Source organism: Acidithiobacillus ferridurans, assembly GCF_003966655.1.
Classification (GTDB): domain Bacteria; phylum Pseudomonadota; class Gammaproteobacteria; order Acidithiobacillales; family Acidithiobacillaceae; genus Acidithiobacillus; species Acidithiobacillus ferridurans.
On record NZ_AP018795.1, the window covers coordinates 1,953,006 to 1,977,736 of the forward strand.

Sequence of the window (24,731 nt, forward strand, 5' to 3'; positions counted from 1 at the left end):
GATGACGCCAAGAGCGAACGCCTTGCTGACTGATGCGGGAGAGCTTTTTTTTTCTTATGCCCGTCCTGCCGATGACGCGTTGTCGTCACTATCCAGGCAGGAAGGTTTGCTGGGAATCATCACATTCCAAACCGGTTTTTTTGGAGAAGGGGATGGTGCCAAGCCCGAGGGAATATTGCAGATACCGTTATCCGGCCGGGGAGATGATCGATGTGAAATATGGAAGACCACGCAACCGGTGCATGCCGGGACGTTTGGTGATATTACCTACCGCTGCAGCCGCGACTTTTTGTTTGGCAGCATCGCCCTGGCCGTAGCCGACCTTCCAGCCGGCAATCATGGCCTGATTCACCTCCCTTTACAGAACGCGGCCGAACTCGCGTATCAGCAGATATTCAGCCTGCTGGATCGCCACGGGTACCCGGGCCTGCTGCGTATTTGGAATTTTGTGCCGGACATCAATGGTGTTAGCCATGGTCTTGAACACTATCGCCAATTCAATATAGGTCGCCAGGATGCGTTCCTTGCCCACAGTCGCCTCCCGTCGAGGCAAAACATCCCCGCAGCCAGCGCACTGGGCTCCGTAGATGGACCGCTGGTCGTATACTTTCTTGCGGCACGGCGTAACTCGGTAGCCGTTGAAAATCCCAGACAGATCAGCGCCTACCATTACCCGCAAGAATACGGGCCAAGCAGCCCGACCTTTTCCCGTGCCGGCTGGGTTGATCTAGGGCAACAAAAAATTCTCTTTATTTCCGGAACGGCCAGCATCATCGGGCATCAAACCCGGCATGAGGGGGATGTCGCGGCGCAAACACGCGAAAGCATGGCGAATATCGCCGCCGTCGTCGCAGAGACAAATCGCGTCGCGGCTGGACCCCCATATGACCTCAACGACCTTTCCTACAAGGTTTATTTGCGGCGGTTCACGGATCTGCCGATCATTCGGGCCGAACTGGATCGTCTTGTTACACCAAAGGCTCCGGTATTTTATCTTCAGGCCGATATCTGCCGAGCAGATCTTCTGGTAGAAATTGAGGCAACCGCAGGTGTACTCCATGGCGGTATGGCATGAGTCAAGCCCAGGGATCGGGCATTCCTGCTATGTTACGTACGCTGCGGGAATATCTCGCCTTCTATTGCGGATTGGGACTGTTGGCGAGCGCCAGTCTCCTGTGGTCCGTGCTGGCCCTGCCATTGAGCCTCGTACTGCCCAGGAAATGGAAAAAACGAACGGGACGACTGGTTATTACCACGGGGTTCAGAATGTACCTGCGGGCCTTGTCCATTATGGGGGCCTGCCGTTTTGACCTGAAGGCGCTGGATACGCTCCAGGGCGAATCGCCCATGATCATCGCGCCCAATCACCCTTCGCTGCTGGATGCGCTGATGGTGATTTCCCGCATGCCCAACCTGGCGTGCATCATGAAGGCAGAGTTGGTGGATAACGTATTTTTTGGCGCAGGCGCCCGTTTGGCTGGTTATATCCGCAATGATTCGTTACGCGGCATGATCTACCTTGCCGTGGAAGACCTACGCAGCGGCAGTCATTTGCTGCTCTTCCCGGAAGGCACCCGGAGCAACCGTCTCCCCATCGGAACCGTACGCGGTAGCATTGCCCTGATTGCCAAGGAGGCGGGGGTGCCCGTCCAAACCGTTTTGATCGAAACCGACTCGGCGTTCCTAGCCAAGGGCTGGCCTTTTTTCCGCAAACCGGCCATGCCTATTCACTATCGAATACATCTCGGCCAACGCTTTGACCCGCCGACCGATGTGCGCGGCTTTACCGCGGAGTTGGAAAGCTACTTCCAATCGGCATTGGTGGATGCCAAATTGCCGCACCTTCCCGCAACAACGGATGTCCATTCTTCATGAGCGAGGCGTCGGCTACTCATCTATTGCTGATCCCTAGCTATAATCCCGGTCCAAGAGTATATGAAACCGTGGCATTGGCGCGGCGGCAATGGAATCCCGTATGGGTAGTGGTGGATGGCAGCACCGACGGAACGGCTGCGGGGCTGGAGGCGCTGGCTGCCAAAGACAGCGGGTTACACATTTTTCAATGCACCAGCAATCAGGGTAAGGGCGCGGCCGTGCTTTTCGGTCTGGATCAGGCCGCCTCGCAGGGTTACACCCATGTGCTGACGATGGATTCCGACGGGCAGCACCCCATGGATGCCATTCGCTCGTTTATGGCAGCATCCCGGCAAAATCCGGACGCGATGATCCTCGGCGTCCCGGTCTTCGATGCCAGCGCCCCGGTCCTACGGGTAAAAGGCCGCAGGGTGTCCAACTGGTGGGCCAACCTGGAGACGCTGGGAGGGGGCATTGGTGATTCCCTGTTTGGTTTTCGCGTCTATCCCATCGCGCCGTTGCGGCAACTGATGCACGCACAACGCTGGATGCGACGCTTCGATTTCGATCCGGAGGCGGCGGTGCGTATGTCCTGGCGTGGTGTCAGAATTATCAACATGCCAGCAACGGTCCGCTATTTCCGCGCCGATGAGGGGGGAGTATCCCATTTCCGCTATCTGCGGGACAACGTGTTGCTTACCTGGATGCACACTCGCCTGTTCTTCGGTTTTCTGGTTCGTTTGCCCGTATTGTTGTTGCGTTACTGGTCTGGGCGGTAATCTGTGGTCAAACGGTTTTGCGATCGCTCGGGCATGGGAGCGGGGGCGGTCAGTTGTACCCCGGCCCGGGGTAACCATGCACGGAGAAAAGGTGTCGTGATGATGGTGCTGAAGATGGCCATGATCACCAGCATGGTGAAAACCTGCTGAGATATGGCACCCAGATCGTATCCTACATTGATGACGATCAACTCCATTAATGCGCGGGTATTCATCATGATGCCCATAACCTTGGCCTGGTGGTGGTTCAAGCCGGCGATCCGTGCCGCCCCATACGCACCGCCGAACTTGCCCACCGTCGCAAGAAGTAAGATCAGTCCGCACCAACCCCAGAGTGACGCGCTATCCAATCCGCCAATATTGGTACGCAGGCCCGTATAAGTGAAAAAAATCGGGAGAAAGAAGACCAGCACAAAGGGGGAGACCCGCTCATTCCACGCCTCCACGAATTCATTCGCGTCATGGAGGATGACACCCATGATGAAGCCGCCAAAGATCGTAAAAATGCCCAACGAAGAGGTGATCAATCCGGAAACGAATATGCTGATCAGGATGATACCCAATAAATGTGGGGTGAGTTTTCCTCCCGCGCTGAAACGACGGATCACCCATTTCATCAGCGGCCGAATGCCAAATATCCAGATGATGATGAAAGCGAATACTAAAAAAACCTTGATGGCGAAGGCAATCGCCTCAAAATGGGACAGCGCCAGAGTCGTCACCAGCGCGAGCAACAACCAGCCGACGACGTCGTTGATCGCCGCAGCACTGATGGCGATGACTCCGAGTCGGGATCTGGTCATGCCGAATTCCATCATGATACGGCCGAGGATAGGTACGGCTGTAATGGAAAACGCGGTAGCGATAAATAGTGCCGATGCCCACGGTTCGGCTTGGGGAGAGAGTAGGGGCGCGCTGACCATGGCGAACCCCAGACCAAGAACGAAGGGTACCAGCATACTGGCTGCGGCCACCCATAACACCGCATTCCGGTTTGCTTTTTCTTCCAGGTGGGAAAAATCGAATTCCAGACCGATCTGAAACATCAACAGGATAAGACCCAGTTGGGAAAGGGCATCCAGGGGGCCAGCGGGGATCGAATGAAAAATGTAGTGGAAGGTGCCCGGCATCAGCAGGCCGAACAGCGACGGACCCAGCACGATTCCGGCGATGATTTCGCCAACCACCGCCGCCTGGCCGATCCTGGTGGCGATTTCTCCACCCATGCGCGCGGCGAGTATGATGATGCTGAGTTGCAGCAATGTGAAAAAGATCAGCAGTTCGGATTTCTGCGCGGGCAGATCAAAAACATGACTAAGCGTGCTCATGGAAAGCTCCAGGGTTCATGCCATGGCGCCATTGATGGAAATGATCTGTCCACTGATGTAGGCCGCTTGTTCCGAGGCAAGAAACCCAACCAGATCGGCCACTTCCTCGGGGCGCCCGGCACGCTTCATCGGCACCATTTGCGCGATGGCGTCAATAGGGAAGGCATTCGCGCTCATTTCAGTCGCGATGATGCCAGGCGCCACGGCGTTGACCGTAATCCCGCGGCTGGCGACCTCCAGCGCCAGGGATCTGGTGGCCGCATGCAGCGCACCTTTGGCCGCCGAATAGTTGACCTGGCCGCGATTGCCCGTTAGTGCGGCCACCGAGGTGATATTGATGATGCGCCCCCAACGCGTGCGGATCATGGGCATGAGTACGGCCTGCGTTACATGGAAGAAACCATTCAGTGATACGTCTATCACGCCCTGCCACTGCCGCGCGCTGAGGGCCGGGAAGACCGCATCGTCATGAATGCCGGCATTGTTGACCAGGACCTGGATGGGCCCGGCTTCGAGTTCATCCCGCAAGGCGGCAGCGGTGGCCTGTGCATCGGTGACGTCGAAAGCCAATACCGCCGCATCGCCACCCGCAGCGATGATGGAATCTGCGAGAGCCTGGGCTTTCTCTGGGTTGCGATGGGTATGGATAATGACCTGGAGACCATCTGCGGCGAGTTTTTTGCAGATGGCAGCACCAATGCCGCCGCTACCCCCAGTGACCAGGGCCCGCTTAGGCATGCGGCTCCCCCGGATCTCCGCAAGGGCGACAGGGGTATACATCGCTGCAGACGAATTGGTGTCTAATAAAAGTGCTGCGCGGCCATCCAGCAGTACGCGGCCCTGGCCTAGAACAGCGAAGCGGTATAATAGATTGTGCTGGCCGGCCAGCTTTTCTGCCGTAATCGTGAGGTCGCCGTCGATATCATCAAGGCGCGATACGCGCAGGACAACATCGCGCACGCTGATGAGATAGCCTACCTTAGCTGCGTCCCCCCTTTCCGTTGCGGGACACAATAATGCGCCATGTACGGCCATGGCCTGTGCCGCATATTCAATACCGCAGGCGGCACCGAGCCGCCCGTGGGCGCGTAGCGGCAATGTTTCCCATCGGTGGCTGGTGGCCGTGCAGGTAATGGTGCTTTCATCCCATCGCTCTACAGCATCGAGCAAATGCATGCTTCCCTGGTGCGGTATTTGTCCGGCAATCCACTGGCGGTCTAGCTGCATGGTGCTACATCCACTGCCAAATGCGGAGGATTCACGTAATCCAAGACGATGCGCCTGGCCTCGCTTCTCGCTATGGCCTGAAGCAGAGGGAGGCAGCGTGCGGCAGGAATGGATTGGCGCAAGGCTTCCAGGGCGATGTCATCCATGGCTTGCACTGCAGAGTCCGTAAATAAGTCATCTCCGCAAAAACGGAGTTGCGCGATCGTTTTCCCGGGATGAGGGGTAGCCGTCAGTAACAGCGCCACGGCAAAAGTATCCGGAACGGGGCGGGCGTCGTACAGAGGTTGGGGATAGTCGCTATCGCAGGCGATCAATAAGACGGGACGCTGCTCGCTCACCAGCAGCGTCATCGCTTCCAATAACCCGGCGGAGAAGCTCCCATCATAGGCGCTGACCACGGAGGAGGGCGTCATGGCGCCTGCCGCAATGCCCCAATACCCGGAAATGGCGTTGTGTACGGAATTATGAAACTGAGTGGGAGAAATCATGGTATCTCCTGACGCCAGTGCCGAACAGATGGCGTGGCAGATGCGGCCATCCCCTCCCGAGGAGGCAAATACCGATGCCGGATCTGCGGGGTGAACACCGGCCATGGCGCAGGCTTCAAGGCCCACCTGAAGGGCCGCCATGACTCCCGGACTGGCACGGCGCCGCTCCGCGGGTGGCAACGACGCAGGCGGCGATAATACGGTTTTCTGCTGTTGGTAGGGTGCTTGCCCGGCAAGTATGGCTAAGCCTTGCGGCCAGTTGGTGACGCCAGGGCCGAGCAGCCCCACACCTTCAAGGTATGCATTTAGCAAAGTCATGGCCTCGATTCGCTAGGTGGAACGGCCAAAGACCAGACTGCAGTTGCTGCCACCAAAGCCGAAGGAATTGCTTAATATATGGGAAACCCTTTGCCGTTGGTTTGACATGAGATATTGAATGCCAGTCGTGGTATCTCTCTGGCCGGCTTCCGGACCTGCCGGCATCAGGTCATGTTGGATGGCGATGGCACAAATGACGGCCTCCAGCGCTCCGGCGGCACCCAAGGTGTGGCCGGTAGCACCTTTGGTAGAGCTGCACGGTGTTGTGGCACCGAAGACTCCGACTACTGCTTTGGCCTCGGACGAATCATTGTTGAGAGTGGCGGTGCCGTGCAGATTGATATAGTCAATACTTGCAGGGCTCAACCCGGCCGAGGACAGCGCCTGCTCCATGGCTATACGCGCTCCCAGTCCCTCGGGATGGGGCGATGACATATGATAGGCATCGCTGGATTCACCCACACCCAACAAAAGCACCGCATCGCCGTCGGGACTGTCCGGCATGCGCTCTAGCAGCAGATAGGCGGCGGCCTCACCGAGGGAGATACCCTTACGATCGTCGCTGAACGGTCGACAGGGGCCGTCGGCCAGCAGCCCCAGCGAATGAAAACCGTAGAGGGTGGTAGCGCATAAGGAATCTACCCCACCGACCACAGCGGCATCAATCAGCCCGGCGTCCAGCATACGTTTTGCCGAAGCGAGGGCCTTGGCGCTGGAGGAGCAGGCGGAAGACACCGACATGGCGGGACCTTCGAGCCGCAATTTGCGGCGGATGAAGTCGCTTAGAGAGTATGGACTATGGGTTGCGGCATAGACAAAATCCGCTGGCAGGCATCCACTAACGGGGTCGCGGCGCCGAAACGCCCACTCGGTCTGCAGAATGCCCGCGGTGCTGGTCCCCAGAAAAACGCCGATCCGCTTCCGGCCCCATCTGCTGGCGGCAGCATCCACTGCCTCGGCAAATCCGTCCTGGCGCAGGGCTAACTGCGCCAACCTATTGTTACGACAGTTGAAATCTTGCAGACCCGGTTCCATTTCCTCATCGTCAACCGCATCCACTTCGCCGACCCAGGTGTTGATGTCGATTCCCTGGAAGGCGCACTGCTTCAGCCCGCTTTGGCGATCAAGCAGTGCAGCAAAGGTTTGGTCCAGACCGCGTCCGATACAGCTTGTCGCGGTGAAACGTGATACGAGCACCGGTGGCATGTGTCTTATAAATCATAATAATAGATGATATGAACATTGTGATTGGGCGACCGATGAATGTCAAACCGAGCTCAACGGCTGCCTATAGGGATGGTAGGGAGGCACAGCAGCGCGGATGGATGGGCTGCCTCGCTTGGGGGCAGTATCCACCGATTGTGAACCAAGTAGCAATCTGGGGTAGAATTATAAATAAAAGTGGAACCGAGCGGGCACCTCTGTCCTCCTGCCGGAGGCGCTGGATCGTATCGCCCGGGGCGTATCGTTACCTGGTGCGCTGTTAAACATAACGCAATGGAGACTATCAAATATGTACAGCCTTACTCCCCAGGAACTGGAATTAAGTGCTTTAATAATAGCGGCACTGAATCTTCCCGTGGATCCGCAGGACATTGATCCTGAAGCGCCATTATATGGTGGAGCATTGGGGCTTGATTCCATTGATATTCTGGAGATATCCATGGTCATAGGAAAAAAATACGGATTAATGATATCAAGCGACAACGACAACAAGGTGGAAATATTTAGTTGTTTGCGCAACCTCTGCACTTATGTGCAGGCGCATAGGTCCAACTAGAAAATCCTTTCCGCGCCCGCCGTAAGCGGGGAGCATCTGGCGTTTGGTCCGGAGCGCTTTGGGAAGCTAGGGATCAAACGGTCGTGTGTTGGGAAAAACTGGCAGAGAATAACAACGCTAGAACGACACCGGGTGCAACGGTGGCACCGATGGCCTGTAGTACAGGAACCCCGGAAAAAGCGAGCGGCCCAAATCCCATGACGGTGGCAATATTGGCGATGACCAGGGAGGCCAGCGTACGCGGGGCGATCTCCCCATGGACCTGCCTGTCACCTTGATCAAAAAAGAGTGCATAGTTTGATCCGACAGCGACGATCAGCATAAGCCCAATCAGGTTCATAATATTTAGCTCATATCCAAGCAAGACAAGCCCGGCGGCCACCGTCAGGACGGCTGCAATTAAAGGTAGCAGTATCCTCGTGACCCGCATCGGGGAGCGCAATACGAGCAATAATAGTAAGGCAATGGAAACGACTCCCGCCAATGATAGCTTAATCCCATTTATCAGATAACTTTTATACAATTGATTCGATGCGCCGGACAAGTCGACGAGCATGGCACCTGTGATATGGTGCCGGGCAAGGCTGGCACGCACGCGCTGCGCGTCCACTATGCCCGAAGCGGGTGCTTTGAGTGGTAGAATGGCGTCCCACCCGTGGCCGTGGCGGATAAGCATGCTGTTTACCACCATCCCGATACTGGTGCCGCGCAGGTCGGCAAGGGTTAGGGGCGTGAGTGTGCGCTGCACCTCGGATTCCTTGATGAACGGCGTGAACAGCGAAGCTTTTACTGGTAGACCAAGCAGGGCTTTACGCAAACGCCTTTCCAGCACGTCTTTTGGTGGGATCGCCGCTTGCCGCTCCTGTTGCAATGTGACGCTCGGCAGGTACCGGGCGGGACTCTCATAGCCGGCAATGACGTGATTTTCTACCAACCCCTGTAGCGCATTGCCGGTCTTTTCGGCCACAGCCAGCGTAGCGTTGACGGTGGGTGCAGAAACGACGACCAGATAACCGCCCTCGGATACGCCCAGGTCAGCGCGCATTTGCGTATAGAGTCGTTGCGCTGCCGCCGGGACGGGGCTCAGCGCAGACAGGTTGTAGTTCCAAATCTTGTCGCGATGGCTGACGAGGACAGCGCTCGCCGCGATCAGTAGCAACACGACGCCAGACCGCAGGGTGAAAAGGGTTCGTGTCAAGCGCAGCAGATGTTCGCCAATACTGCTTAAATCCCGTGATTTAAAATTGCCGGGTAGCAGAGTTGGTAGTACCAGCCGGGTAACAATTGCCGCAGTGAGAAGCCCGGCAATTGCGTAAAGGCCGAGTTGTGCCAGTCCCGGTAAATTTGAAAACAGCAGACTGGCAAATCCGATGATCGAGGTAAGTACCCCTAATCTGATGGTCGGCCAGTACTTGCGTATCCATTCGTCATTTCCTGTTGCAGATTGTCCGGACTGCACAAAAAAATAAATGGAATAATCTACCGCTTCGCCAATTAACGCCGTTCCAAAACCCAGAGTGATATCGTAGACAACAGAGAAACCAAGCGCTACTGCGGAAATTCCGACGATTATTCCGGAAAATACTGGTAAGAGACCCAGAATAAGCACTATTCCGGAGCGGTATACGAGCAATAGCAGTATAATTATAAGCGTTATACTGATGGTGGACATCCACTCGGCTGCATGGACGATGGCGTCGCGAGAGGCTACCGAAATCACCCCGACGCCGGTCATCATCAAGGTGGTGTTCGCGGCTACGGACCCCGCTTCCGACTTCGCGACGGCGAATGCCGTCTGTATGTCGTTGATTGCTGCCTGCTGGGCATTCATAGCGGAACCGGAAGCTCGGGTTTGTGCCAATATCAAGACACTTTTGCCGGAACGCGAGGACCACACTCCGTCGCGGGTCACTGGTCTCACCCCGCTTCCCATGGACCGGATCATCTGCACAGTGGCCCCGGTAGGATCACTAGGGAGCAACGACTGAACCATCTCTCCGCCTGGAGTGGCCAACATGTCAATGGAATCGGCAATGGCATTGTGTAGTCCGGCAACTGTAAAAAGTGTCGGGTTGACGGTGGGGCTCAACAAGTAACGATGAGAAAAAATATAATGAAATATTTTGGTATCACCATTGCTGCTGCCGTTGTTGAGGGACAAAAAGGCGGTGTTACCCTGAAGCTTCCGGACCATCTCATTGGAGAGCTTGGCGCGTATGGCAGCATCACCGCCATCAATGCGGATCATGATTTGGCGTGATAGGATGCCCTGACGTAATTGTTCGTTCAGGACCGCTTGCTGCGTGGTGGGCGACCGAGGCAGAAATTCCGAAAGATTTGCTGTGAATTTGGTGGTGCTGATCAATAAGCCACCGGCAAGCAAAATAGCCAGCCATGTTGCAATGATGAAAACGCGGTTTTTCCTCACGGCGAAGGTGACTTGGTGATGGTGATCAGGGAACGATCGCGATTCGTTTTCAATGTTTCGATGCTGGTTACCGAATTGTTGCTACCGTTGACCTGAATATATTGAACCAGATCCGCCAACTTTTTTTGTCTGGGCAGCATCGTCAGAGTCCAGTTTCCCTCGCTGCCGCTCAAAGAAAGACGAAAGAATTGCTTCAGCATCTGCTGGTTCCCGGTCAACGTGCCACGTATGCTATCGATAAATGCCAATAATTCCGGATGATCCTGCAGATGGATATCCTGGTGGTCGATGGTGAGCACGTCGCCTTGTATGAGCATAAGCTCATTTTTTGGCTTGAGGGTGTGCATCTCCAAGCTGTCCGGGGCTATGAAACGTAGCCTACCAGATGATTCTATGGGTTTCTCCAGCATGGTCAGGAATTTTTTCTCGACGAATGTGGCGCGGCCGGGTTTGGTATGTGCCAAGGACTGCATCAGATGATCGATATTCCATTCCGATGCCTGAGCTGCAGCCGTCGTCAGCATCGTACTTAGGCCCAGGAGCATCAGCAGGGTCACCGCCCCGAAATGGAAGGAGGTCCGGCCAGAAGCTGCCGCGAGTGGGGGTGTACTGCGTAACGTCTCCTGGTCCTTGAGAACGCCCTTTCCCAGGTGCGCCACGAGTATTCCTAGCCGGGTGTCCGGCAGTTGCCGGAGCACTTTAGATATGGCCATCAGACTGCTCCCTAATCTTATTGCCAGAAGTCAAAAAAATTAAACCAGTTATAAGGTGCCATATGACAGTACTTCTCCAACAGGCTGACGTACTTTTCCATCGCGCGATGCACGACTGCTTCCCGTTCGTCTCGTTCGACCTCAGTGAAATCAGCCAATTGTTCAAGAAAAATTTCATATTTCCCCGGTCCGGTATGCAGCCCGACCATAAAGAAAATCGGTCTGCGCAAGATCACCGCCATCCGGAAGGGCCCGCTGGGCCAAAGGGCGGGCTTGCCCAGGAAGGTGATGGACTGCACCTTCTCCTTACCAAAAGAGCGATCACCCAGCAGACCAACCAATGCGCCGTTTTCCAGTTCTTCTTGAACGCGGATCATCGAATCCATACGGCCAGGGGGTATGATATTTTGTTCGGCCATCGGATTGATGGCTGAAAGCATCGCATTTAAACGCTGGGCGTTTTGCTCATACATCACCATGACCACGCGGGGACCAGGAGGGTGCCGCTGGCCAACCCCCCTTAGCACCTCAAAACTGCCGAGATGTGCCCCAAGAAGCAATACCCCTTGTCCGGCGGCAACGGCCGTGTCGATAGCCTCTAGCTGATGTACATGTATCTGAAGTTTAGACATGCAGCCTCCTCGCCAGCTTCTATGTGTGGCGATATGGCGTAGTAAATGTGGAGCAGGATTGAGTCAGGCGACCTTTTTGCGGGGTGGGTCATCGGTATCGGCCCAAAAGGCGGGGGCGGGGCACTGGAATTTCCCGGACTTCGGGTCGTAGCCCTTCCAGAATGGAACCCGCAGAAATTGCAGATGAAGCCATTGGGCCATGAGTCCTGCGGTGACAGGAGTAGCGATACGCCAGGGCGCTACTGCAGTCATGGGGAAATCTTCGGATAGGGTTTCGGCGAGGAGTTGCACCATGGACCAAGCGATGCAGCGGATTTGCATCCAGCGTTCCAAGACGGTGCGTTTTTGCTGCCAGAGGTTATGGATGCCCCACCAGCGTTTGAGATTGTGGAAGATCGGTTCGATCTGCCAGCGGTTGCTGTAGAGGACGACGATTTCGCTGGCGGTGAGATCCGTCTCGGAAGCGAGATAGAGGCGGGTGGGAGACCACCGATGATGCTTTTCATCGTAGATCGCACTCCATACGGCACGGACCGGATGGCCGTTCAGGAATCGTGCATTGGCGATGATGGATTGAAGACGGACCTTCTGCCGTTTCCCATAGAGATCCAGAGAGACGATCTCGGTGGGCAGCGCAGCCATGTCTTCCACGGTGTACTTGTTTCCATATATCCGAGGACGCCCGCGTTGGGATGTCCTCGGCGGTGGGTCGCGGAGCAGTACAGTATCTTTGCGCACCTGGCCGATGAACTGGCCTGCCGGCTGCAGGCCGTGCTGACGCAACAGGGGCAAGAGCAGGCGCCGCCGCATGAACCAAGCATCGGTGAGCAACCGGACGGGTACGGGGATGTGGGGTATAAAGGCGCGCAGCAATGCTCCGGCGATTTTCAGCTTGTGGGTGTTGCCGGTACTGGGCACCAGGCGCAAGCGGATGGGAAAGGAAATGGCTTTGCCGGAACGGGTACGCAGGGTCAACGCCAGACCCACCCAATTCTGGGCGAGGACATAACTGGGGCGGTTGTGCTTATGACTGTGGTCGAAGCGGATGGCCGCGCCTGGGGCCTTGGTAGAGTGCCGCAGGACCATCGTGTCGTCGACGACTAACTCGACGATCAGGGGCTTGGGCAAGGACTGCAGGAGCCAGCGTACCTGGGTTATGGCCAACGCCTGTGTACGCAAGGACGCACGCTCCAGGAGTTTGTAATAGGTGGTCCAGTGGCAGCGGAGGGAGATGCTGCTGAGGGCGCGGGTGACCCAGCCTTCGGGCGAGATCAGGCAACCGCAAAGCAGCTCCACAAAACTGCGCCGCGAGCGGGGCGGCACGACCGTCAGAAAGTAGGAAATCCACTCCGAGAGGCGGAGGGCAACGAGACGATGAAAGGGCATGACAGTGATTCCGAGAAGCCTAAAACGCTTCTCATTGGCCGACCCTTTTTTACAAGGGTCGGCCGCACGGCACTATCACTGTGTCAAGCACTTTCGTAGCAAAAATAGAAAAAACCCGGCGGAGCCGGGCTGTATGTCTAAACTTCAGTACATGTATGTCAAAGAGATCGAAACGATTGTTGAGCAAATCAACGCGATCATGGATCGTTGCAGAGAATGTTAGAAAATGGCGATATATTTGCCAGATATGTGCGGGTCGGCCGAGCACCCGCGTGAGGTACGCTCGAGATGATCGCCTGGCCGTTGGCGCAAACAAGAGAAAGTATCCGGCGATCAGATGCAATATGACGCGGGCCTGGCGGCGGCCCAGCTTCATGGAAATCCAGGTGATTACCCGTAACATGGCCGTGCTTCCGCGCTCCGGATACTGTGCCCAGGATGGCTGGTTCGGGGGTATGGACGCCTGGTCTGTGGGGAGCATCAGCAGGTTGAGGTCTTTGCGGCAGGAGATAGATCACCAGCGGCTATCCTGCGGTTGTTCGCGCGGATCTCAAAGGCGATGGACGCATCTGCTCCCGTATCGAAACATAGTGTCAGCACCTCCCCGGGAGATGCAGGGCTGTAAAATTTGGCCATGGTAATATGGCCCCCTGTCATCATCGCTTGCCCAGTCGTAGACTCCACCGTATGAATGACCTCGTCAATAAGCATTACGCCGGGAACGATGGGATGCCCCGGGAAATGACCAGCAAAGACCGGATGTTGCGCGGGGATGCTGAATAAAACTTCATGGTGTGCCAGGATTGTTCTCCTCTTTATGATGGAGCGCAGTGACCAGCAACTGAAGCGCTTCGTGCGGTAATTTTCCGGTATTGTTACGCGGTAGCGCATCTACAATCTGTAGTGGCCGGGGAAGAAATGCCGGATCGATGCGCTCACGCAGCCTGGCGTAAATCGAATGAGCATCTACTCCCGGTGCCACAACAAATGCAATCAAGCGCTTTACGCTGCCCGCAGCGCCGTCGTCGGGCATAAAAAATACACCATCTTGCACCTCTGGGATGGAATTAAGCTGATGGTTTAGATAAGCCAGAGAGCTGCGTTTGCCCGCTATATTGACAAGGTCAGCGGTTCGACCATGAAGAAGAAAACGCTCATCGTTAATAATCTCCAGTCTGTCGCTGAGTTCCGTTGCTTGTTCCACATGCCCACCGCTTGCCCACACGCGCCCAAGTTGCGACGTCAAGCGCAGTTCTGGCAATAACGACCATTCATCGGTTTCCGCACTGCGCCGGGTGGCAATCTGGCCCGTTTCAGTGGATCCGTAGATTTCCTGCAGAGGGGCATCGAAGCGGGTTTCCGCCTCTCTGGCCAGGTCTTGAGTCAATGGAGCCGTAGCGGAAATCAGCAAGTCGGCAGGTGGCAAAGGAGAATCCATACCCAATAAAGCGCGGAGGTGAATTGGTGTGCTCACCAGTAATCGTGGTCGTGGCAGCAATGAAAGTTCAGCGCAAATATCCGCAGGGTAAAAATATTGCGGCGCACTGAGCGCACCTCCGCATTGTAAAACGATCAGTATGGTTGATTCGAAGCCGTACATATGTTGTGGTGGAACGGTACCAAGCACCGCATGTGTACGGCCATCAAGTAAGCCCAGACGCTGGGCTTCGGCGCGGACGCTTCCTACCAGTGCGCCCCAGGTTTTCAGATGGGGAACCGGGCTTCCGGTGGATCCGGAAGTGAATACATAACTTACCGGTAGGGTTTCCGGAAGGAGGGGGATCGGCAGATTGTGATTTGCCGCCGATACGGGCGGGTCTTCAGGTAAGGAAAGTTGAGGTAGATCTATATCGTTATCACCATCGCTGAGGCAAAACACATCCGGAGCGAAGCGGACCATCTGACGGATGGTTTCGTCTGTATATGTAGACGGCAACAGGCTTATTTTGTTGGCAGTCATGGCCGCAGCAAGACCTACCATGAAGCGGTAACGGTCACGGCAAACGTTAAGAACATGTTTCCCCGGAAGAAGTATGGCACGAAGCTGTGCTACGTCCGCTAAGAATTGATGTACGGTAATTGCTTCGCCATGACGAAATGCTACGACATCGCTCGCGGATTGATGGGTCATCAAGGGGAGGCGGTTCATGGCCGGAGGTTGCCCATTGACTGAATATTACCGTAGTGGACTGGGTTTGTTATTGCGCGATTGCTGTTTGCTCATCGCGCTCTTGCTGGAATAATGGAAATAGGCACGAAGTCCTTCCACCATTCCGGAACGCTCCCCTGCAGGGATGGTGCAACAGCGAACGATGTACTCAACCAACAACATGGATACCACCAGCGTCAGGGAAATGGTATTAGTCAATATGAATAATAATTGATGTGGCGAAAATATAAAAATAATCGGGGGCAGGGCTGTCATCGTGGCGAAGAGAAATGTCCAGGCCATGGTCACATGTCGAGTATAGCGCGCCACCTGTTCACTCAGGGGTCCATGAACCAGGTCGGCAATTCGCGATATCATGGGGGTGCGCCCGGGAAGCAAAGTGACACCGAATACCATAGCGAATAGTGCGAAAATGCCACTCCTTTGAATCAGGTACGTCCAGTTTAAGTAGTGCACAAGAATGGTTTGGTAATGCCACAATGCCATACATCCAGCAATGACAGAGATGAGGCCGATAACTCTGTAACGCATGCGCCACGATATAAATAAAAAAACAATAATGACGGGTGCGAAGGTGGACACCACTACCAATCCACCCGGGTGGGCCGAAGAGATCCCCCGGTAAGTGAGTATTTGGTAGCCGACAAAAACAAATAAGGAGAGCGCTACGCTCCCGTACTTTGCCAACCTGCTGGTTGTCAAATTCCGACAAAATAGTTTAACGGTTTGGTTGCGCAGAGGTTTCACCTATCTTGATTTCTCGATCGTAAAAATAAATGTCCGCTACCAGAATCTACCGTTATTGGTTTTTTGAATTTGGTTGTTGGCTGCTCAATGGATGTATCCCCAGGGAAATGGATGAAGCGCAACCCGGAGCCGGATCTATCTTGAAGCTGTTATTTTTGACTCTGTGTACTTCCTGTAACGGATGGCTTACCCCCCTTGGCTGCTTCCCAAAATCCGATGGCTCCTGCCTTCACCGCGTGACCGATATCAACCGCCTCATGGGCGATGCCAAGCCCCACCGCCTTTCCCGCCTGGCCGATCTTGTGGACGGTTGAACCAACTGTCTGGCCCGCCTGCTCAGCTCCTTGTTTGAGACCTGTATTTTCTGCATATGCTGTGTCCGGCGCCAGGAGCGAAACCAGAAATACGCAGGCGTACGCCGGAATCACTGCGTTTACCATCTTTGCCTTGAGGCTGTTGTCCGTCACCTTGTGTCCATGCATCGCATGCACCTCCTTACCACCCCCGTAATCCTACCCTAGAATTAGAGTCGCTTCCAACCGAAGTGGTTCAGAAACTTACCAGCTTAACGGCCAGCTATTCACAGGAAATTACGAATACCTCCAAAATCACTCCTTCTGGGCTGCCAACGCATGGCGTTTCAAATCCGCAAGCGCCTGGTCATTGATCACCCGCGGCACCTTGTTCTGATCGCCCAGTCTGCCGCGGGTGCGCAGCCAATTCGCAAAGGTCCCAGGGTCGACGAGGATGATCCGTGGGGCATCCAGTTGCACATCGTTTCGCCGATGTTCCCGGTAGTCGGCATTCCGTCCCCATGCTGAAATCGGTGACCTGCATTTTCAGGTTCCATGCCGCTTCAGCGACCGCTCCCTCGATTTCCTCGCCGATCAGATGTTCGTCAAAGGCGGACATCATGTTGGAAAGACGCCCGGTGATCAGGAGGCGGGGCGAAGGCCATCCCGCCGTGAGCGGGTTTTATGGGGGTTTCCCGGGAACCGTCCGCGGGGAATCAGGCCAAGCGGAAGGCCTTGCCCAGAAAGGAAGTCCCCCCAGCCAATGAGCCGCACCCAGGCGGTGCATATCACCCCAGACCGCATAACGCCCCGCCCGTCTTGCCGTTTTACGCAACACCTGGCGGAAAAGCCTTGCCCGCCGCGTCGGCGACAACGCCTCCAGATCAGGGATCAGGTATTTCGTGAGGAAACCCCACTGACCGAGCAGGGCGCTCGCCTGCCGCCGTTCGTCGGTGTATAGGGCAGGGACGAGATAATACAGCAGGATCTCGAAGGTGGCCGCGGCAGCGGAATCCGGCCGGTAGTCATCGTCCCAGGTGTCGAGGCGTCCGGATGATCCCCATCCAGTGGGTGCGCGGGTCCGCGGGATCGCGCAGTTGGTCGTGATAGCTCGTCTCCTCCCGCGCCGGGATGGCCGTAGCGAGAATCTGGAGGATGTCCCCCGGCTACCGGCGCAGAGCAGATTTTGCCCGGGAACGCCGAATTCGGTGAAACTCGCGCGGAATTCTCCGTAATGGCGGGCGCGGGCCGCCGCCAAAAGGGCGCTGATTTCGTCGCTGGGATGATGCCCTACCGCAGGAGAGGGAATTAGACGAGCCAATTCACGTCGGCCCCCATGAGGCGGCGATGGTGAGCACGTCCGCCACCGTCCAGGATTCATGCCGCAGCCCGTTTGGGTCTGCTATCGGCCATTTCATTATCCTTGGTATTCATGGGTAAGATTGTAAGCGAAATGCCACTTGACCCAGATCGCCGAATAGCTCAATAATCGACCTATTTGCGAGATCTTCAGTCCTATTGGCTGCTAGGAAACTGCTGGGATTTCGTAGCACCAGCAGGAGTGGTGACCCCGCTAACCGTAGGGAATCGGCAACGGAACTGCCCGCTGCGGCATTTGGTTCCACGATTCAACCAGACAGCTTCCGCCATTGATTGAGGAACCCATGGCATTTTTATCCAAGAATTTTTTTGTGTGCAGCATTCTGGCGGCTTTTTTCGGAGTTTCTTTGTCTGCCATGGCGGATGAGCCCAATATTGCTCCTGCGGTGATCTCGCTGGATAAGTTCGCTAAAAAACCCGAATGGTCGGGGACCGTCGGATTGGGTTTCAGCAGCAGTACCGGCACCAGTCAGGCGCTGAACCTCAATACCGATGATACCTTGCTTTGGCATCGTGGACCCTGGTTGAATCAAAGCCTGTTACTATACAACTATGCGACATCTCAGGGTACAGTCAATGCGGATCGCCTGGATGTCAGTAATCAAACCCGTTACGATATTGCCATTCAGCAATATCTATTTGGCCATTTGAGTTATCATCGCAATCACTTTGACGGCTACTATTTTCGTGCGGACGAAACTGTAGGTTATGGCCATTATTTTAATCTGAGCCGAGCTTCATTGCTGACCTTGGAAGCCGGTGTCGGTGCGCGGCAATCTCATCCGATTGGCGGTGACTATTCCACCCGTCCTATTGCTCGTCTTTATGGAAAGTACCTCTGGAAATTTTCTCCACATGCGCATTTGTCGGAAGCAATAGCGGCTATCCTCGCGAATAATGGGGCCAACACCTACAACTCAATTCTTTCTGTGGTAAGTCCATTATATGGTGCATTCAACTTGCATCTTGCCTTTATCGCCACCTATAATACGAAAGTTCAGTACGGTTATCAGCCATTGAATACATTAACTACGATCAATCTGGATTACGACTTTTAGATCATCACGCGGGAAAAGTGGTATGTAAATTCCATGATTGAAAAGAGCTTCCGCTTCCCGGACGCGGTTGGCGACGCGGATCAGACCAGCGCCCACAACTTATATGGAAATCAGCCTTCTTTAGCCTTTTTAAGGACGGTGATAACTACTCCGCCAACAATAATCTTCACAAAGAGAATCAATATCAACAAATATATAATGTATTTAAAAGCGATATCTATCCCAAAAAATTTAAATGAAAAGTATACGAGTATTCCGACTGCTGGCGTGATGCTAAAAAATAAAAAATACTTTATTGCCTTTATCATGGATTTTGACATTTTCAAGTTTCCCCCAATTATCTGCTGAGTGACAACGCTCATATGGTCATTGGTGGCACTCATTTAACGACCGCAACAAAACTTCTAATGTCTATCATCTGGGTGACCTGATTGCTCCAAAAAAATCGGGCGACAGCCAGGATCACCTCGTACCTGATGTAGGATGGCAGCTGAAACGTGAGTGACCAATCCAATAAACCCATGCTCCGTCTTTCGTTATTCGTCTCATCTATGTTTGGCTTGCATATCCAATAATGGATCGCACCCGCTCGTCATCGTATATTTTGCTCTCTACCTTGCAATACACTGCATTCTCATCCGGAAAAATCGCCACTTCCACCACTCCAGGCAATTGCAGAAGTTGCCGGGTGAGTTGACTGTTGTCCTGGCTATCGGCAGGAAGAGGAAATATCCTGGTGGCGACATAGCGTGGCTGCTGCATCGTGAGTGCCACTATCAACCAGACCAAATAGATGGCCGCTACGGCCCAAAAGACATCACTGTAGTTGTGTTGACCGGGCAGATAAAGTAATCCTCCCAACAAACCGCCACTAAATGCCCCTAGAAACTCCGCCGTGGTATATACGCCAGTGGCCGTTCCCTTGGCGCCAGGATGGCAGAACTTGGCCACCAGAGAAGGTAAGCTTGCCTCCAGCACGTTGAAACCCACAAAAAACAGAAACAGCGCGATGGCAATGGACCAGATGCTGTGATTGGAGAGCGCCATCCAGACGACAGCAGCCAACAGAATCGCGATCGCCAGCACAAAGACTTCTCGGAGGCGATGCTTGGCCTCACCGACGATGATAAAGGGGATCATTGCCACGAAAGAAAGCAGCATGACGGGGAGGTACAACATCCACTGATCCGCCTCAGAGAGGAGCGGATGCTGCGGATCAATAAGTACCAAGGGTAGCACTACGAAGAGCGCCGTTAGCCCTGTATGGAGTGAAAATATACCAAAGTCCAAACGGAGCAGGTTGGGATTCCTCAGTACGTCCTTCAGCGCCGCAGGATTCATTTCGGCATCGCGATGAAAGCGTGCTGGGACCGCCGGGATCACCTTGTAGAGCACGCCGATGGCGAGGATGGACAGCGCCGCCGTCAACCAAAAGATCCCTTGCACCCCGATCCATTGTGCTAACGGCGCGGATAACACCAGCGACACGCTAAAGCTGATGCCAATGGTAATGCCAATAGTGGCCATAGCCTTGGTCCAGCGTTCTTCGCGCACCAGATCCGCGGTGAGCGCGATAATGGCGGCGGCCACGGCACCTGCACCTTGTATGATTCGCCCTACCAGCAACCATTCGATGCTGGTGGCCTGTGCGGCGATAACGCTGCCAATGGCAAAAATGAGGAGCCCCACCGCAATGACGGGTTTCCTGCCCCACTTATCTGACAGTCTGCCGAAGGGGATTTGAAAAATGGCCTGAGTCAGACCGTAAGCACCCAGAGCAATGCCAATGAGTACTGGATGGCGCATTGCCCCATGCAATCCGTGGGCATAGACGGAAAACACCGGTAATACCAGAAACAACCCGAGCAGGCGTAAACCAAATATTCCGGCCAAGGCAATAATGGATCGGCGTTCGCGTCCGTCCAGGGCGTTTTGTGAGGTAGTCATACTCATCCTTATCTAGGGTTATTTAGGCCATTATTAATAAATTATCGGTTACTTATTGATTGAATTTAAAACATTATCATGGTTCCCATCCCAATCTATGGACAAGATATGAGGTTGTTGGTTCCATTGTCATCTCAATGCGGTAATTTATTTCACCAAATGAAGCTTGGATGTATGGGATGTGCGGATTATTTGTCATCCATTTTCTCTTCGACGATATAATGGTTCTCAGGAACGGGAAGCCCCTCGCGATGCAATGGCAGGGTATAAATGCTGTCCTGCAAAAACACACGGCGTACGGCAAAAGCAGTCAGGGCCGTCACCATGGCCGGCAGCAGAACATGGTAGTTTCCAGTTAACTCCACCACCATCACGGGCGCACTGAGCAAAGCCCCGGTGGTGGCCGCCACCATGCCGGCCATTCCACACAGGGCGAACAAGGCCGCCAGATGCGGAACACCGATAACAGGTTCCAGAAGCATTCCTAAACAACTGCCAAGTGCGGCCCCCATAAACAGGGAAGGCGAGAAAATCCCCCCGGAACCACCGGTACCGATCGTCAAACTGGTAGCCACCGCCTTCAGGACCAGCAAAATCAGCAGAAGCAGTGGCCATTGAATCTGCTGGACCAGCACATCGGATATCCCCGCATAACTGCCGCCGATCAAATAGTAATGACCCGTAAGACGATCGGTCAGATAAATCAGAATACCGACCAGCAGCATGCCGGACATGTGCCGTGTGTAAGGATTTTGCAGTAGTTGCCGACTATAGGCGTCAACACCATCCATCAGCCGGATAAAACCGATACTCATCAGCGCCATGAAGCTGCCCAGCACGGCGAAGGTCGGCAACATGAGGCTGCCATTCCAATGGCTGATGTCGGCGTGGGCAAAGAGATGACCGTTCCCGAACACCTCCTGTGTCACCCAACTGGCAGAGGCTGTTGCCACGAGTGTGGATAGAACGGTCCAGGGCCGCCAGTCGGGCACGATCACTTCCATAGCCAGAAACCATCCACCCAGAGGTGCATTGAAGACGGCAGCGATACCGGCACCGACACCACAACCCAACAAATGGATGCGCCGGTGATCCGGCACCCGAAAAAGATGCCCTACCATGGCACCGATAGCGGCACCGAACTGCATGGCCGGGCCCTCGCGGCCAGCAGAACCGCCCGTGCCAATGGTGATGGCTGTCGCCACCGGCCGCATGATCGCAATCACCGGCCGCATCTGGCCCCGATCGGCATGCACCGCACGTAGTACCTGGCTGACACCGGCACCCTGTGCTTCCGGTGCGAAGTTGCGCACCAGCACCGTTACCAGCAGGGCGCCGACCACCGGCACAAGAATAATCCATGCGCCCCACGGGGAGACGGGAGTATGTTCCCGTGCGTTTTGCACGATACCGTAACTGCCTAAAATCGCTGCATTATGAATGCCCGCAATTAAATAATGGAAAAGTACGGCACCCAGCCCGGCCAATAAACCCACTCCGGCGCCCAGCAAAATCAAACCAGGACCTTCGTGATGCGGCCCAAAACTGCGATGAAACCATGCGGAAGGTTTCAATCAACACGCTCCATCATTGCGCCGCATGAGGGCGTAGCAAGCGCATGGGCAGGGAGGTGTAGGCCAGCACATCCTCAATCGTCACAATAGCGATAACATCTTCGTGATGTAGCGGGGGATCGATCCGGCAGAGTAGCGCACATTCCTGATGGGTGGCACGGAATCTGGCGACCAAGTCATATATTTGGCAATCCACAGGAACACTAAACCAATCCTCGCTGGCAAAATTCTCTATGGGGGTGGAGGTTTGTCGGTGTCGCAGCAGCTCACGCACGCGCGGGGCGGTCAGTACCGCACGGGGTTGTGTCCCTTCGAGGACCAGGATATGTGGTATTTCACGGCCGCGATGGAGCAGTACCGCGATATCTGCCAGCGTTCGGTTACCTTTTACCCGGATCAGCGGAGTCTCCATAAACTCTCCGGCCGGACGCATCAGGTAGAGGTTGCTGTGCCGCGCCTCAGGGATAAAATGACCGCGGCGGATCAGTTTGCGCGTGTAAATCGTCTCCCTGGTGATCAATCGACGGACTCCAAAGGCCAGAGAGGCAACGATAATCAAGGGGATGATAATGTGGTAGTCGCTGGTCATTTCAAAAATCATCACGGCACCAGTGACGGCGGCACCGGTAGATGCGGCGACCATCCCGGCCATCCCCAAGGCGGCCGCGATGGTCATGCTGATCCCGATTCCCGGCAGTAAATGATTGGCGATGACGGCATATAGCCCGCCCAGGACTGCCCCGACATACAGTGAGGGAGAGAATACACCACCCGACCCTCCGGAACCCAGTGTAACGGAAAAAGTCAGGATCTTCAGTAAAAGCAGGAGCAGGAGAAAACCGGGCTGTGTAATGACGCCGTCGAGAATATCCTGAACCGTCGCATAACCCACGCCTTCAACGTAGTAATGACCGGTAAAGGTGATCATGAAATAAATGACCAGGCCTACGCCCAGCATGCCCGCGGCGTGTCGTGCGTAGGGATTTTTGATCCAGCGCTCGAAGCGAGCCTCCGTCCAATATAGACTGCTTGTAAACAGCAAACCGGCCCCGCCCGCCAAAAGACCGAGCAGAACATAGGCGGCATAGGCACCGGCGCTTTGGTGCATGGTCCGGTTGATGATGTGCTGAGAGATGATAAACGACGGATAATCACCCAGAAACAGGCGTGATACGAAGGCGGCGGTGCCTGTGGCGATCATGACCGGAACAAGGGTTCGCGCACTGACTTCCACCAGCATGAGCTCGATCGCAAACAATATGCCGCCCACCGGTGTGTTGAACGTCGCGGCAATACCGGCGCCCGCTCCCGCCGCAATCAGCCCCAGTCTCTGCCATTCTTGCAACCGCAGCCACTGGGCCAGGCTGGAGCCGAAGGCGGCTCCAATCTGAATAATCGGCCCCTCCCGTCCTACCGATCCGCCACTGCCGATACTGATGGAAGACGCGAGCGCCTTCACCAGAACCACCACGGGCCGAATAACGCCGCTCCCATAATAAATGGCATCCATAACTTCGGGTACGCCGTGCCCTTTGGCTTCTGGCGCAAAAGTCCGGACGAGCCAGACCACCACCAGTCCGCCGAGAACAGGGACCAGCACTACCCCTAAACCCCAGAAGCTGGCTGCGGAATGCTGCAAGTCATCAAAGCTTGAGGAAATCTGACCGAAGAAGAAGGCATTATGCATCAGACCGATCAGGCGCCGGAAAGCGACCGCACCCAAGCCCGCGACAATCCCCACAAAGAACGCCAGCACCAGATGAAAGGCCGGGTTCGTCCGAAACACCCCCTGCCATCCCTGGACGTTGCGTTCCATAACGAGGGTATCCATGTTGGCAGGCAGGGAAGCATCGTTGACCATCACTACACTCCGGGGACTCTTTTTTTGAAACTATGCTATTCTTGTTGCCAAAGCAAATCGAGTTAATCGAAAACAATATCGGAGGACCCGATGAAGATAGATGCCGAGCAGTTGCTCACCCTCCTCGCGGTTGCAGAAACAGGCAGTGTCAGCGAAGCCGCACTATGAACCGCCGTTTTGGTATGGTGCGCCCGGCAGGGCGCACGCAACCGCAAAGAGCCGGGCGTGGCGAAGGACTCGGACGTCGAGACATTCTGCGCCTTGCGGCTGTTCATCGACTCGTGGCGCTGGCAAGGGGTGCCGTGGTACCTGCGTTCCGGCAAATGTCTGGCAGCAACAGCGGCGGAGGTTCTGGTGGAACTGAAACCGCCACCGCAAAGACTGTTCGACGATTCGGCGCCGGTGGACGGCCGGGCCAATTATCTGCGCTTCCGGCTCTCTCCTAACTCAGCCGTTGCCCTCGCCGTGCGCGTCAAGCGCGCAGGCAAGGAGTTCGTCGGCGAGCAGCGCGAACTCTACCTACTGAATGAACAGCCAGGAGAGGAAGCCCCCTATGAGCGACTGTTGAGTGACGCCATGGCAGGCAATGGAGCACTGTTCACCAGTGAGGAGGCGGTTGAGGCCGCTTGGGTGGTGGTCGATCCTGTGCCCGGCTAGTCCGGGAGGAAGCGACCTAAGCACAAAAAATCGCTCTTGACATTACCCTTGGCTTCAATGTTTATCATGGACATATGGTCGGTTATAGCTAGGCTGTCAGCAGCCTCCGTA

The 24,731-nt window shown here is 55.2% G+C and carries 24 protein-coding genes; 7 read left to right on the forward strand and 17 right to left on the reverse strand.

Going from position 1 to position 24,731, the window contains the following annotated elements; genetic code table 11:
* The first annotated feature begins 1 nt into the window (after position 1).
* From AFERRID_RS10090 to AFERRID_RS10100, 3 genes are read left to right on the forward strand one after another with little or no spacing between them, the layout of a single operon-like run.
* The gene (locus tag AFERRID_RS10090; protein WP_113526993.1) at positions 2–1,075 is read left to right on the forward strand and encodes a chorismate transformation enzyme, FkbO/Hyg5 family; all 1,074 of its coding nucleotides are present in this window, start codon (positions 2–4) and stop codon (positions 1,073–1,075) included.
* A complete protein-coding gene (locus AFERRID_RS10095) occupies positions 1,072–1,875 on the forward strand; it encodes a lysophospholipid acyltransferase family protein (protein ID WP_113526992.1) in 804 nt (267 codons plus the stop codon). The genes AFERRID_RS10090 and AFERRID_RS10095 overlap by 4 nt, the downstream gene beginning before the upstream one ends.
* A complete protein-coding gene (locus AFERRID_RS10100; protein WP_126605139.1) occupies positions 1,872–2,633 on the forward strand; it encodes a glycosyltransferase family 2 protein in 762 nt (253 codons plus the stop codon). The genes AFERRID_RS10095 and AFERRID_RS10100 overlap by 4 nt, the downstream gene beginning before the upstream one ends.
* On the opposite strand, the gene AFERRID_RS10105 is transcribed toward AFERRID_RS10100, so the two are convergent.
* Genes AFERRID_RS10105 through AFERRID_RS10120 form a run of 4 tightly spaced genes read right to left on the reverse strand, consistent with a single transcriptional unit; the run spans position 2,615 to position 7,200 of the window.
* The gene (locus AFERRID_RS10105; protein WP_113526990.1) at positions 2,615–3,961 is read right to left on the reverse strand and encodes a cation:proton antiporter; all 1,347 of its coding nucleotides are present in this window, start codon (positions 3,959–3,961) and stop codon (positions 2,615–2,617) included. The genes AFERRID_RS10100 and AFERRID_RS10105 overlap by 19 nt on opposite strands.
* A gap of 15 nt (positions 3,962–3,976) precedes the next feature.
* Positions 3,977–5,188 carry a 3-oxoacyl-ACP reductase FabG gene (gene fabG, locus AFERRID_RS15665; RefSeq protein ID WP_232027509.1) on the reverse strand — a complete coding sequence of 404 codons (1,212 nt, stop codon included), beginning with the start codon at positions 5,186–5,188 and terminating at the stop codon, positions 3,977–3,979.
* Positions 5,179–5,994, reverse strand: coding sequence for a beta-ketoacyl synthase chain length factor (locus AFERRID_RS10115; protein WP_126605140.1), 816 nt, complete (start codon positions 5,992–5,994; stop codon positions 5,179–5,181). Before AFERRID_RS10115 ends, fabG begins: the two co-directional genes overlap by 10 nt.
* A 12-nt stretch (positions 5,995–6,006) precedes the next feature.
* Complete coding sequence (locus AFERRID_RS10120; RefSeq protein WP_126605141.1) at positions 6,007–7,200, reverse strand: beta-ketoacyl-[acyl-carrier-protein] synthase family protein; 1,194 nt, start codon at positions 7,198–7,200, stop codon at positions 6,007–6,009.
* Between the two features lie 307 nt (positions 7,201–7,507).
* Here AFERRID_RS10120 and AFERRID_RS10125 point away from each other — a divergent pair, with 307 nt between their 5' ends.
* Positions 7,508–7,774 (forward strand): phosphopantetheine-binding protein, encoded by a 267-nt coding sequence (locus AFERRID_RS10125; protein ID WP_113526985.1) that lies wholly within the window; start codon positions 7,508–7,510, stop codon positions 7,772–7,774.
* Positions 7,775–7,847: 73 nt separating this feature from the next.
* On the opposite strand, the gene AFERRID_RS10130 is transcribed toward AFERRID_RS10125, so the two are convergent.
* From AFERRID_RS10130 to AFERRID_RS10180, 10 genes are all read right to left on the reverse strand, one after another.
* Positions 7,848–10,202, reverse strand: coding sequence for an MMPL family transporter (locus AFERRID_RS10130; RefSeq protein WP_113526984.1), 2,355 nt, complete (start codon positions 10,200–10,202; stop codon positions 7,848–7,850).
* Positions 10,199–10,915 (reverse strand): LolA-related protein, encoded by a 717-nt coding sequence (locus tag AFERRID_RS10135; protein ID WP_225981959.1) that lies wholly within the window; start codon positions 10,913–10,915, stop codon positions 10,199–10,201. The genes AFERRID_RS10130 and AFERRID_RS10135 overlap by 4 nt, the downstream gene beginning before the upstream one ends.
* Before the next feature lie 17 nt (positions 10,916–10,932).
* Positions 10,933–11,547, reverse strand: a complete 615-nt coding sequence (locus tag AFERRID_RS10140; RefSeq protein ID WP_226832921.1) for an LpxL/LpxP family acyltransferase — start codon at positions 11,545–11,547, stop codon at positions 10,933–10,935.
* Positions 11,548–11,610: 63 nt separating this feature from the next.
* Entirely contained in the window at positions 11,611–12,933 is a 1,323-nt protein-coding gene (locus AFERRID_RS10145; protein WP_070807692.1) for an IS701 family transposase, read from the reverse strand.
* A 480-nt stretch (positions 12,934–13,413) separates the two neighbouring features.
* A complete protein-coding gene (locus AFERRID_RS16220) occupies positions 13,414–13,824 on the reverse strand; it encodes a 3-hydroxyacyl-ACP dehydratase FabZ family protein (protein ID WP_113526982.1) in 411 nt (136 codons plus the stop codon).
* On the reverse strand, positions 13,721–15,082 hold the full coding sequence (locus AFERRID_RS10160; RefSeq protein ID WP_126605142.1) for an AMP-binding protein: 1,362 nt from the start codon (positions 15,080–15,082) through the stop codon (positions 13,721–13,723). Before AFERRID_RS10160 ends, AFERRID_RS16220 begins: the two co-directional genes overlap by 104 nt.
* Positions 15,083–15,109: 27 nt before the next feature.
* Positions 15,110–15,685, reverse strand: a complete 576-nt coding sequence (locus AFERRID_RS10165) for a COG4648 family protein (RefSeq protein WP_225981961.1) — start codon at positions 15,683–15,685, stop codon at positions 15,110–15,112.
* Between the two features lie 314 nt (positions 15,686–15,999).
* On the reverse strand, positions 16,000–16,332 hold the full coding sequence (locus tag AFERRID_RS10170; protein ID WP_126605144.1) for a hypothetical protein: 333 nt from the start codon (positions 16,330–16,332) through the stop codon (positions 16,000–16,002).
* Between the two features lie 126 nt (positions 16,333–16,458).
* Positions 16,459–16,623, reverse strand: a complete 165-nt coding sequence (locus AFERRID_RS15670) for a GH3 family domain-containing protein (protein WP_232027517.1) — start codon at positions 16,621–16,623, stop codon at positions 16,459–16,461.
* A gap of 202 nt (positions 16,624–16,825) precedes the next feature.
* The gene (locus tag AFERRID_RS10180; RefSeq protein ID WP_225981962.1) at positions 16,826–17,464 is read right to left on the reverse strand and encodes a penicillin acylase family protein; all 639 of its coding nucleotides are present in this window, start codon (positions 17,462–17,464) and stop codon (positions 16,826–16,828) included.
* A gap of 343 nt (positions 17,465–17,807) precedes the next feature.
* Between AFERRID_RS10180 and AFERRID_RS10185 the strand changes: the two genes are divergently transcribed.
* Both AFERRID_RS10185 and AFERRID_RS15190 read left to right on the forward strand, forming a co-directional pair.
* Positions 17,808–18,581 (forward strand): DUF481 domain-containing protein, encoded by a 774-nt coding sequence (locus AFERRID_RS10185; RefSeq protein WP_113526978.1) that lies wholly within the window; start codon positions 17,808–17,810, stop codon positions 18,579–18,581.
* A 33-nt stretch (positions 18,582–18,614) separates the two neighbouring features.
* Complete coding sequence (locus tag AFERRID_RS15190; protein WP_172959365.1) at positions 18,615–18,929, forward strand: hypothetical protein; 315 nt, start codon at positions 18,615–18,617, stop codon at positions 18,927–18,929.
* Between the two features lie 201 nt (positions 18,930–19,130).
* On the opposite strand, the gene AFERRID_RS10195 is transcribed toward AFERRID_RS15190, so the two are convergent.
* The 3 genes from AFERRID_RS10195 to AFERRID_RS10205 all read right to left on the reverse strand — a co-directional run bounded on the left by AFERRID_RS10195 (position 19,131) and on the right by AFERRID_RS10205 (position 23,963).
* Complete coding sequence (locus AFERRID_RS10195) at positions 19,131–20,528, reverse strand: MFS transporter (protein WP_126605145.1); 1,398 nt, start codon at positions 20,526–20,528, stop codon at positions 19,131–19,133.
* 188 nt (positions 20,529–20,716) lie between these two features.
* Positions 20,717–22,102, reverse strand: coding sequence for a chloride channel protein (locus tag AFERRID_RS10200; protein WP_126605146.1), 1,386 nt, complete (start codon positions 22,100–22,102; stop codon positions 20,717–20,719).
* Positions 22,103–22,115: 13 nt separating this feature from the next.
* On the reverse strand, positions 22,116–23,963 hold the full coding sequence (locus AFERRID_RS10205; RefSeq protein WP_113526975.1) for a chloride channel protein: 1,848 nt from the start codon (positions 23,961–23,963) through the stop codon (positions 22,116–22,118).
* Between the two features lie 177 nt (positions 23,964–24,140).
* Between AFERRID_RS10205 and AFERRID_RS10210 the strand changes: the two genes are divergently transcribed.
* A complete protein-coding gene (locus tag AFERRID_RS10210) occupies positions 24,141–24,620 on the forward strand; it encodes a hypothetical protein (protein WP_226858166.1) in 480 nt (159 codons plus the stop codon).
* Positions 24,621–24,731 lie beyond the last annotated feature (111 nt).

Bases quoted from the DNA above. Each gene is read 5' to 3' on its own strand.
- AFERRID_RS10090 (WP_113526993.1), top strand. From the start codon at position 2: ATGACGCCAAGAGCGAACGCCTTGCTGACTGATGCGGGAGAGCTTTTT.
- AFERRID_RS10095 (WP_113526992.1), top strand. From the start codon at position 1,072: ATGAGTCAAGCCCAGGGATCGGGCATTCCTGCTATGTTACGTACGCTG.
- AFERRID_RS10100 (WP_126605139.1), top strand. From the start codon at position 1,872: ATGAGCGAGGCGTCGGCTACTCATCTATTGCTGATCCCTAGCTATAAT.
- AFERRID_RS10105 (WP_113526990.1), bottom strand. From the start codon at position 3,961: ATGAGCACGCTTAGTCATGTTTTTGATCTGCCCGCGCAGAAATCCGAA.
- fabG (WP_232027509.1), bottom strand. From the start codon at position 5,188: ATGCAGCTAGACCGCCAGTGGATTGCCGGACAAATACCGCACCAGGGA.
- AFERRID_RS10115 (WP_126605140.1), bottom strand. From the start codon at position 5,994: ATGACTTTGCTAAATGCATACCTTGAAGGTGTGGGGCTGCTCGGCCCT.
- AFERRID_RS10120 (WP_126605141.1), bottom strand. From the start codon at position 7,200: ATGCCACCGGTGCTCGTATCACGTTTCACCGCGACAAGCTGTATCGGA.
- AFERRID_RS10125 (WP_113526985.1), top strand. From the start codon at position 7,508: ATGTACAGCCTTACTCCCCAGGAACTGGAATTAAGTGCTTTAATAATA.
- AFERRID_RS10135 (WP_225981959.1), bottom strand. From the start codon at position 10,915: ATGGCCATATCTAAAGTGCTCCGGCAACTGCCGGACACCCGGCTAGGA.
- AFERRID_RS10140 (WP_226832921.1), bottom strand. From the start codon at position 11,547: ATGTCTAAACTTCAGATACATGTACATCAGCTAGAGGCTATCGACACG.
- AFERRID_RS10145 (WP_070807692.1), bottom strand. From the start codon at position 12,933: ATGCCCTTTCATCGTCTCGTTGCCCTCCGCCTCTCGGAGTGGATTTCC.
- AFERRID_RS16220 (WP_113526982.1), bottom strand. From the start codon at position 13,824: ATGCGCTACCGCGTAACAATACCGGAAAATTACCGCACGAAGCGCTTC.
- AFERRID_RS10160 (WP_126605142.1), bottom strand. From the start codon at position 15,082: ATGAACCGCCTCCCCTTGATGACCCATCAATCCGCGAGCGATGTCGTA.
- AFERRID_RS10170 (WP_126605144.1), bottom strand. From the start codon at position 16,332: ATGCATGGACACAAGGTGACGGACAACAGCCTCAAGGCAAAGATGGTA.
- AFERRID_RS10185 (WP_113526978.1), top strand. From the start codon at position 17,808: ATGGCATTTTTATCCAAGAATTTTTTTGTGTGCAGCATTCTGGCGGCT.
- AFERRID_RS15190 (WP_172959365.1), top strand. From the start codon at position 18,615: ATGATTGAAAAGAGCTTCCGCTTCCCGGACGCGGTTGGCGACGCGGAT.
- AFERRID_RS10195 (WP_126605145.1), bottom strand. From the start codon at position 20,528: ATGACTACCTCACAAAACGCCCTGGACGGACGCGAACGCCGATCCATT.
- AFERRID_RS10205 (WP_113526975.1), bottom strand. From the start codon at position 23,963: ATGGTCAACGATGCTTCCCTGCCTGCCAACATGGATACCCTCGTTATG.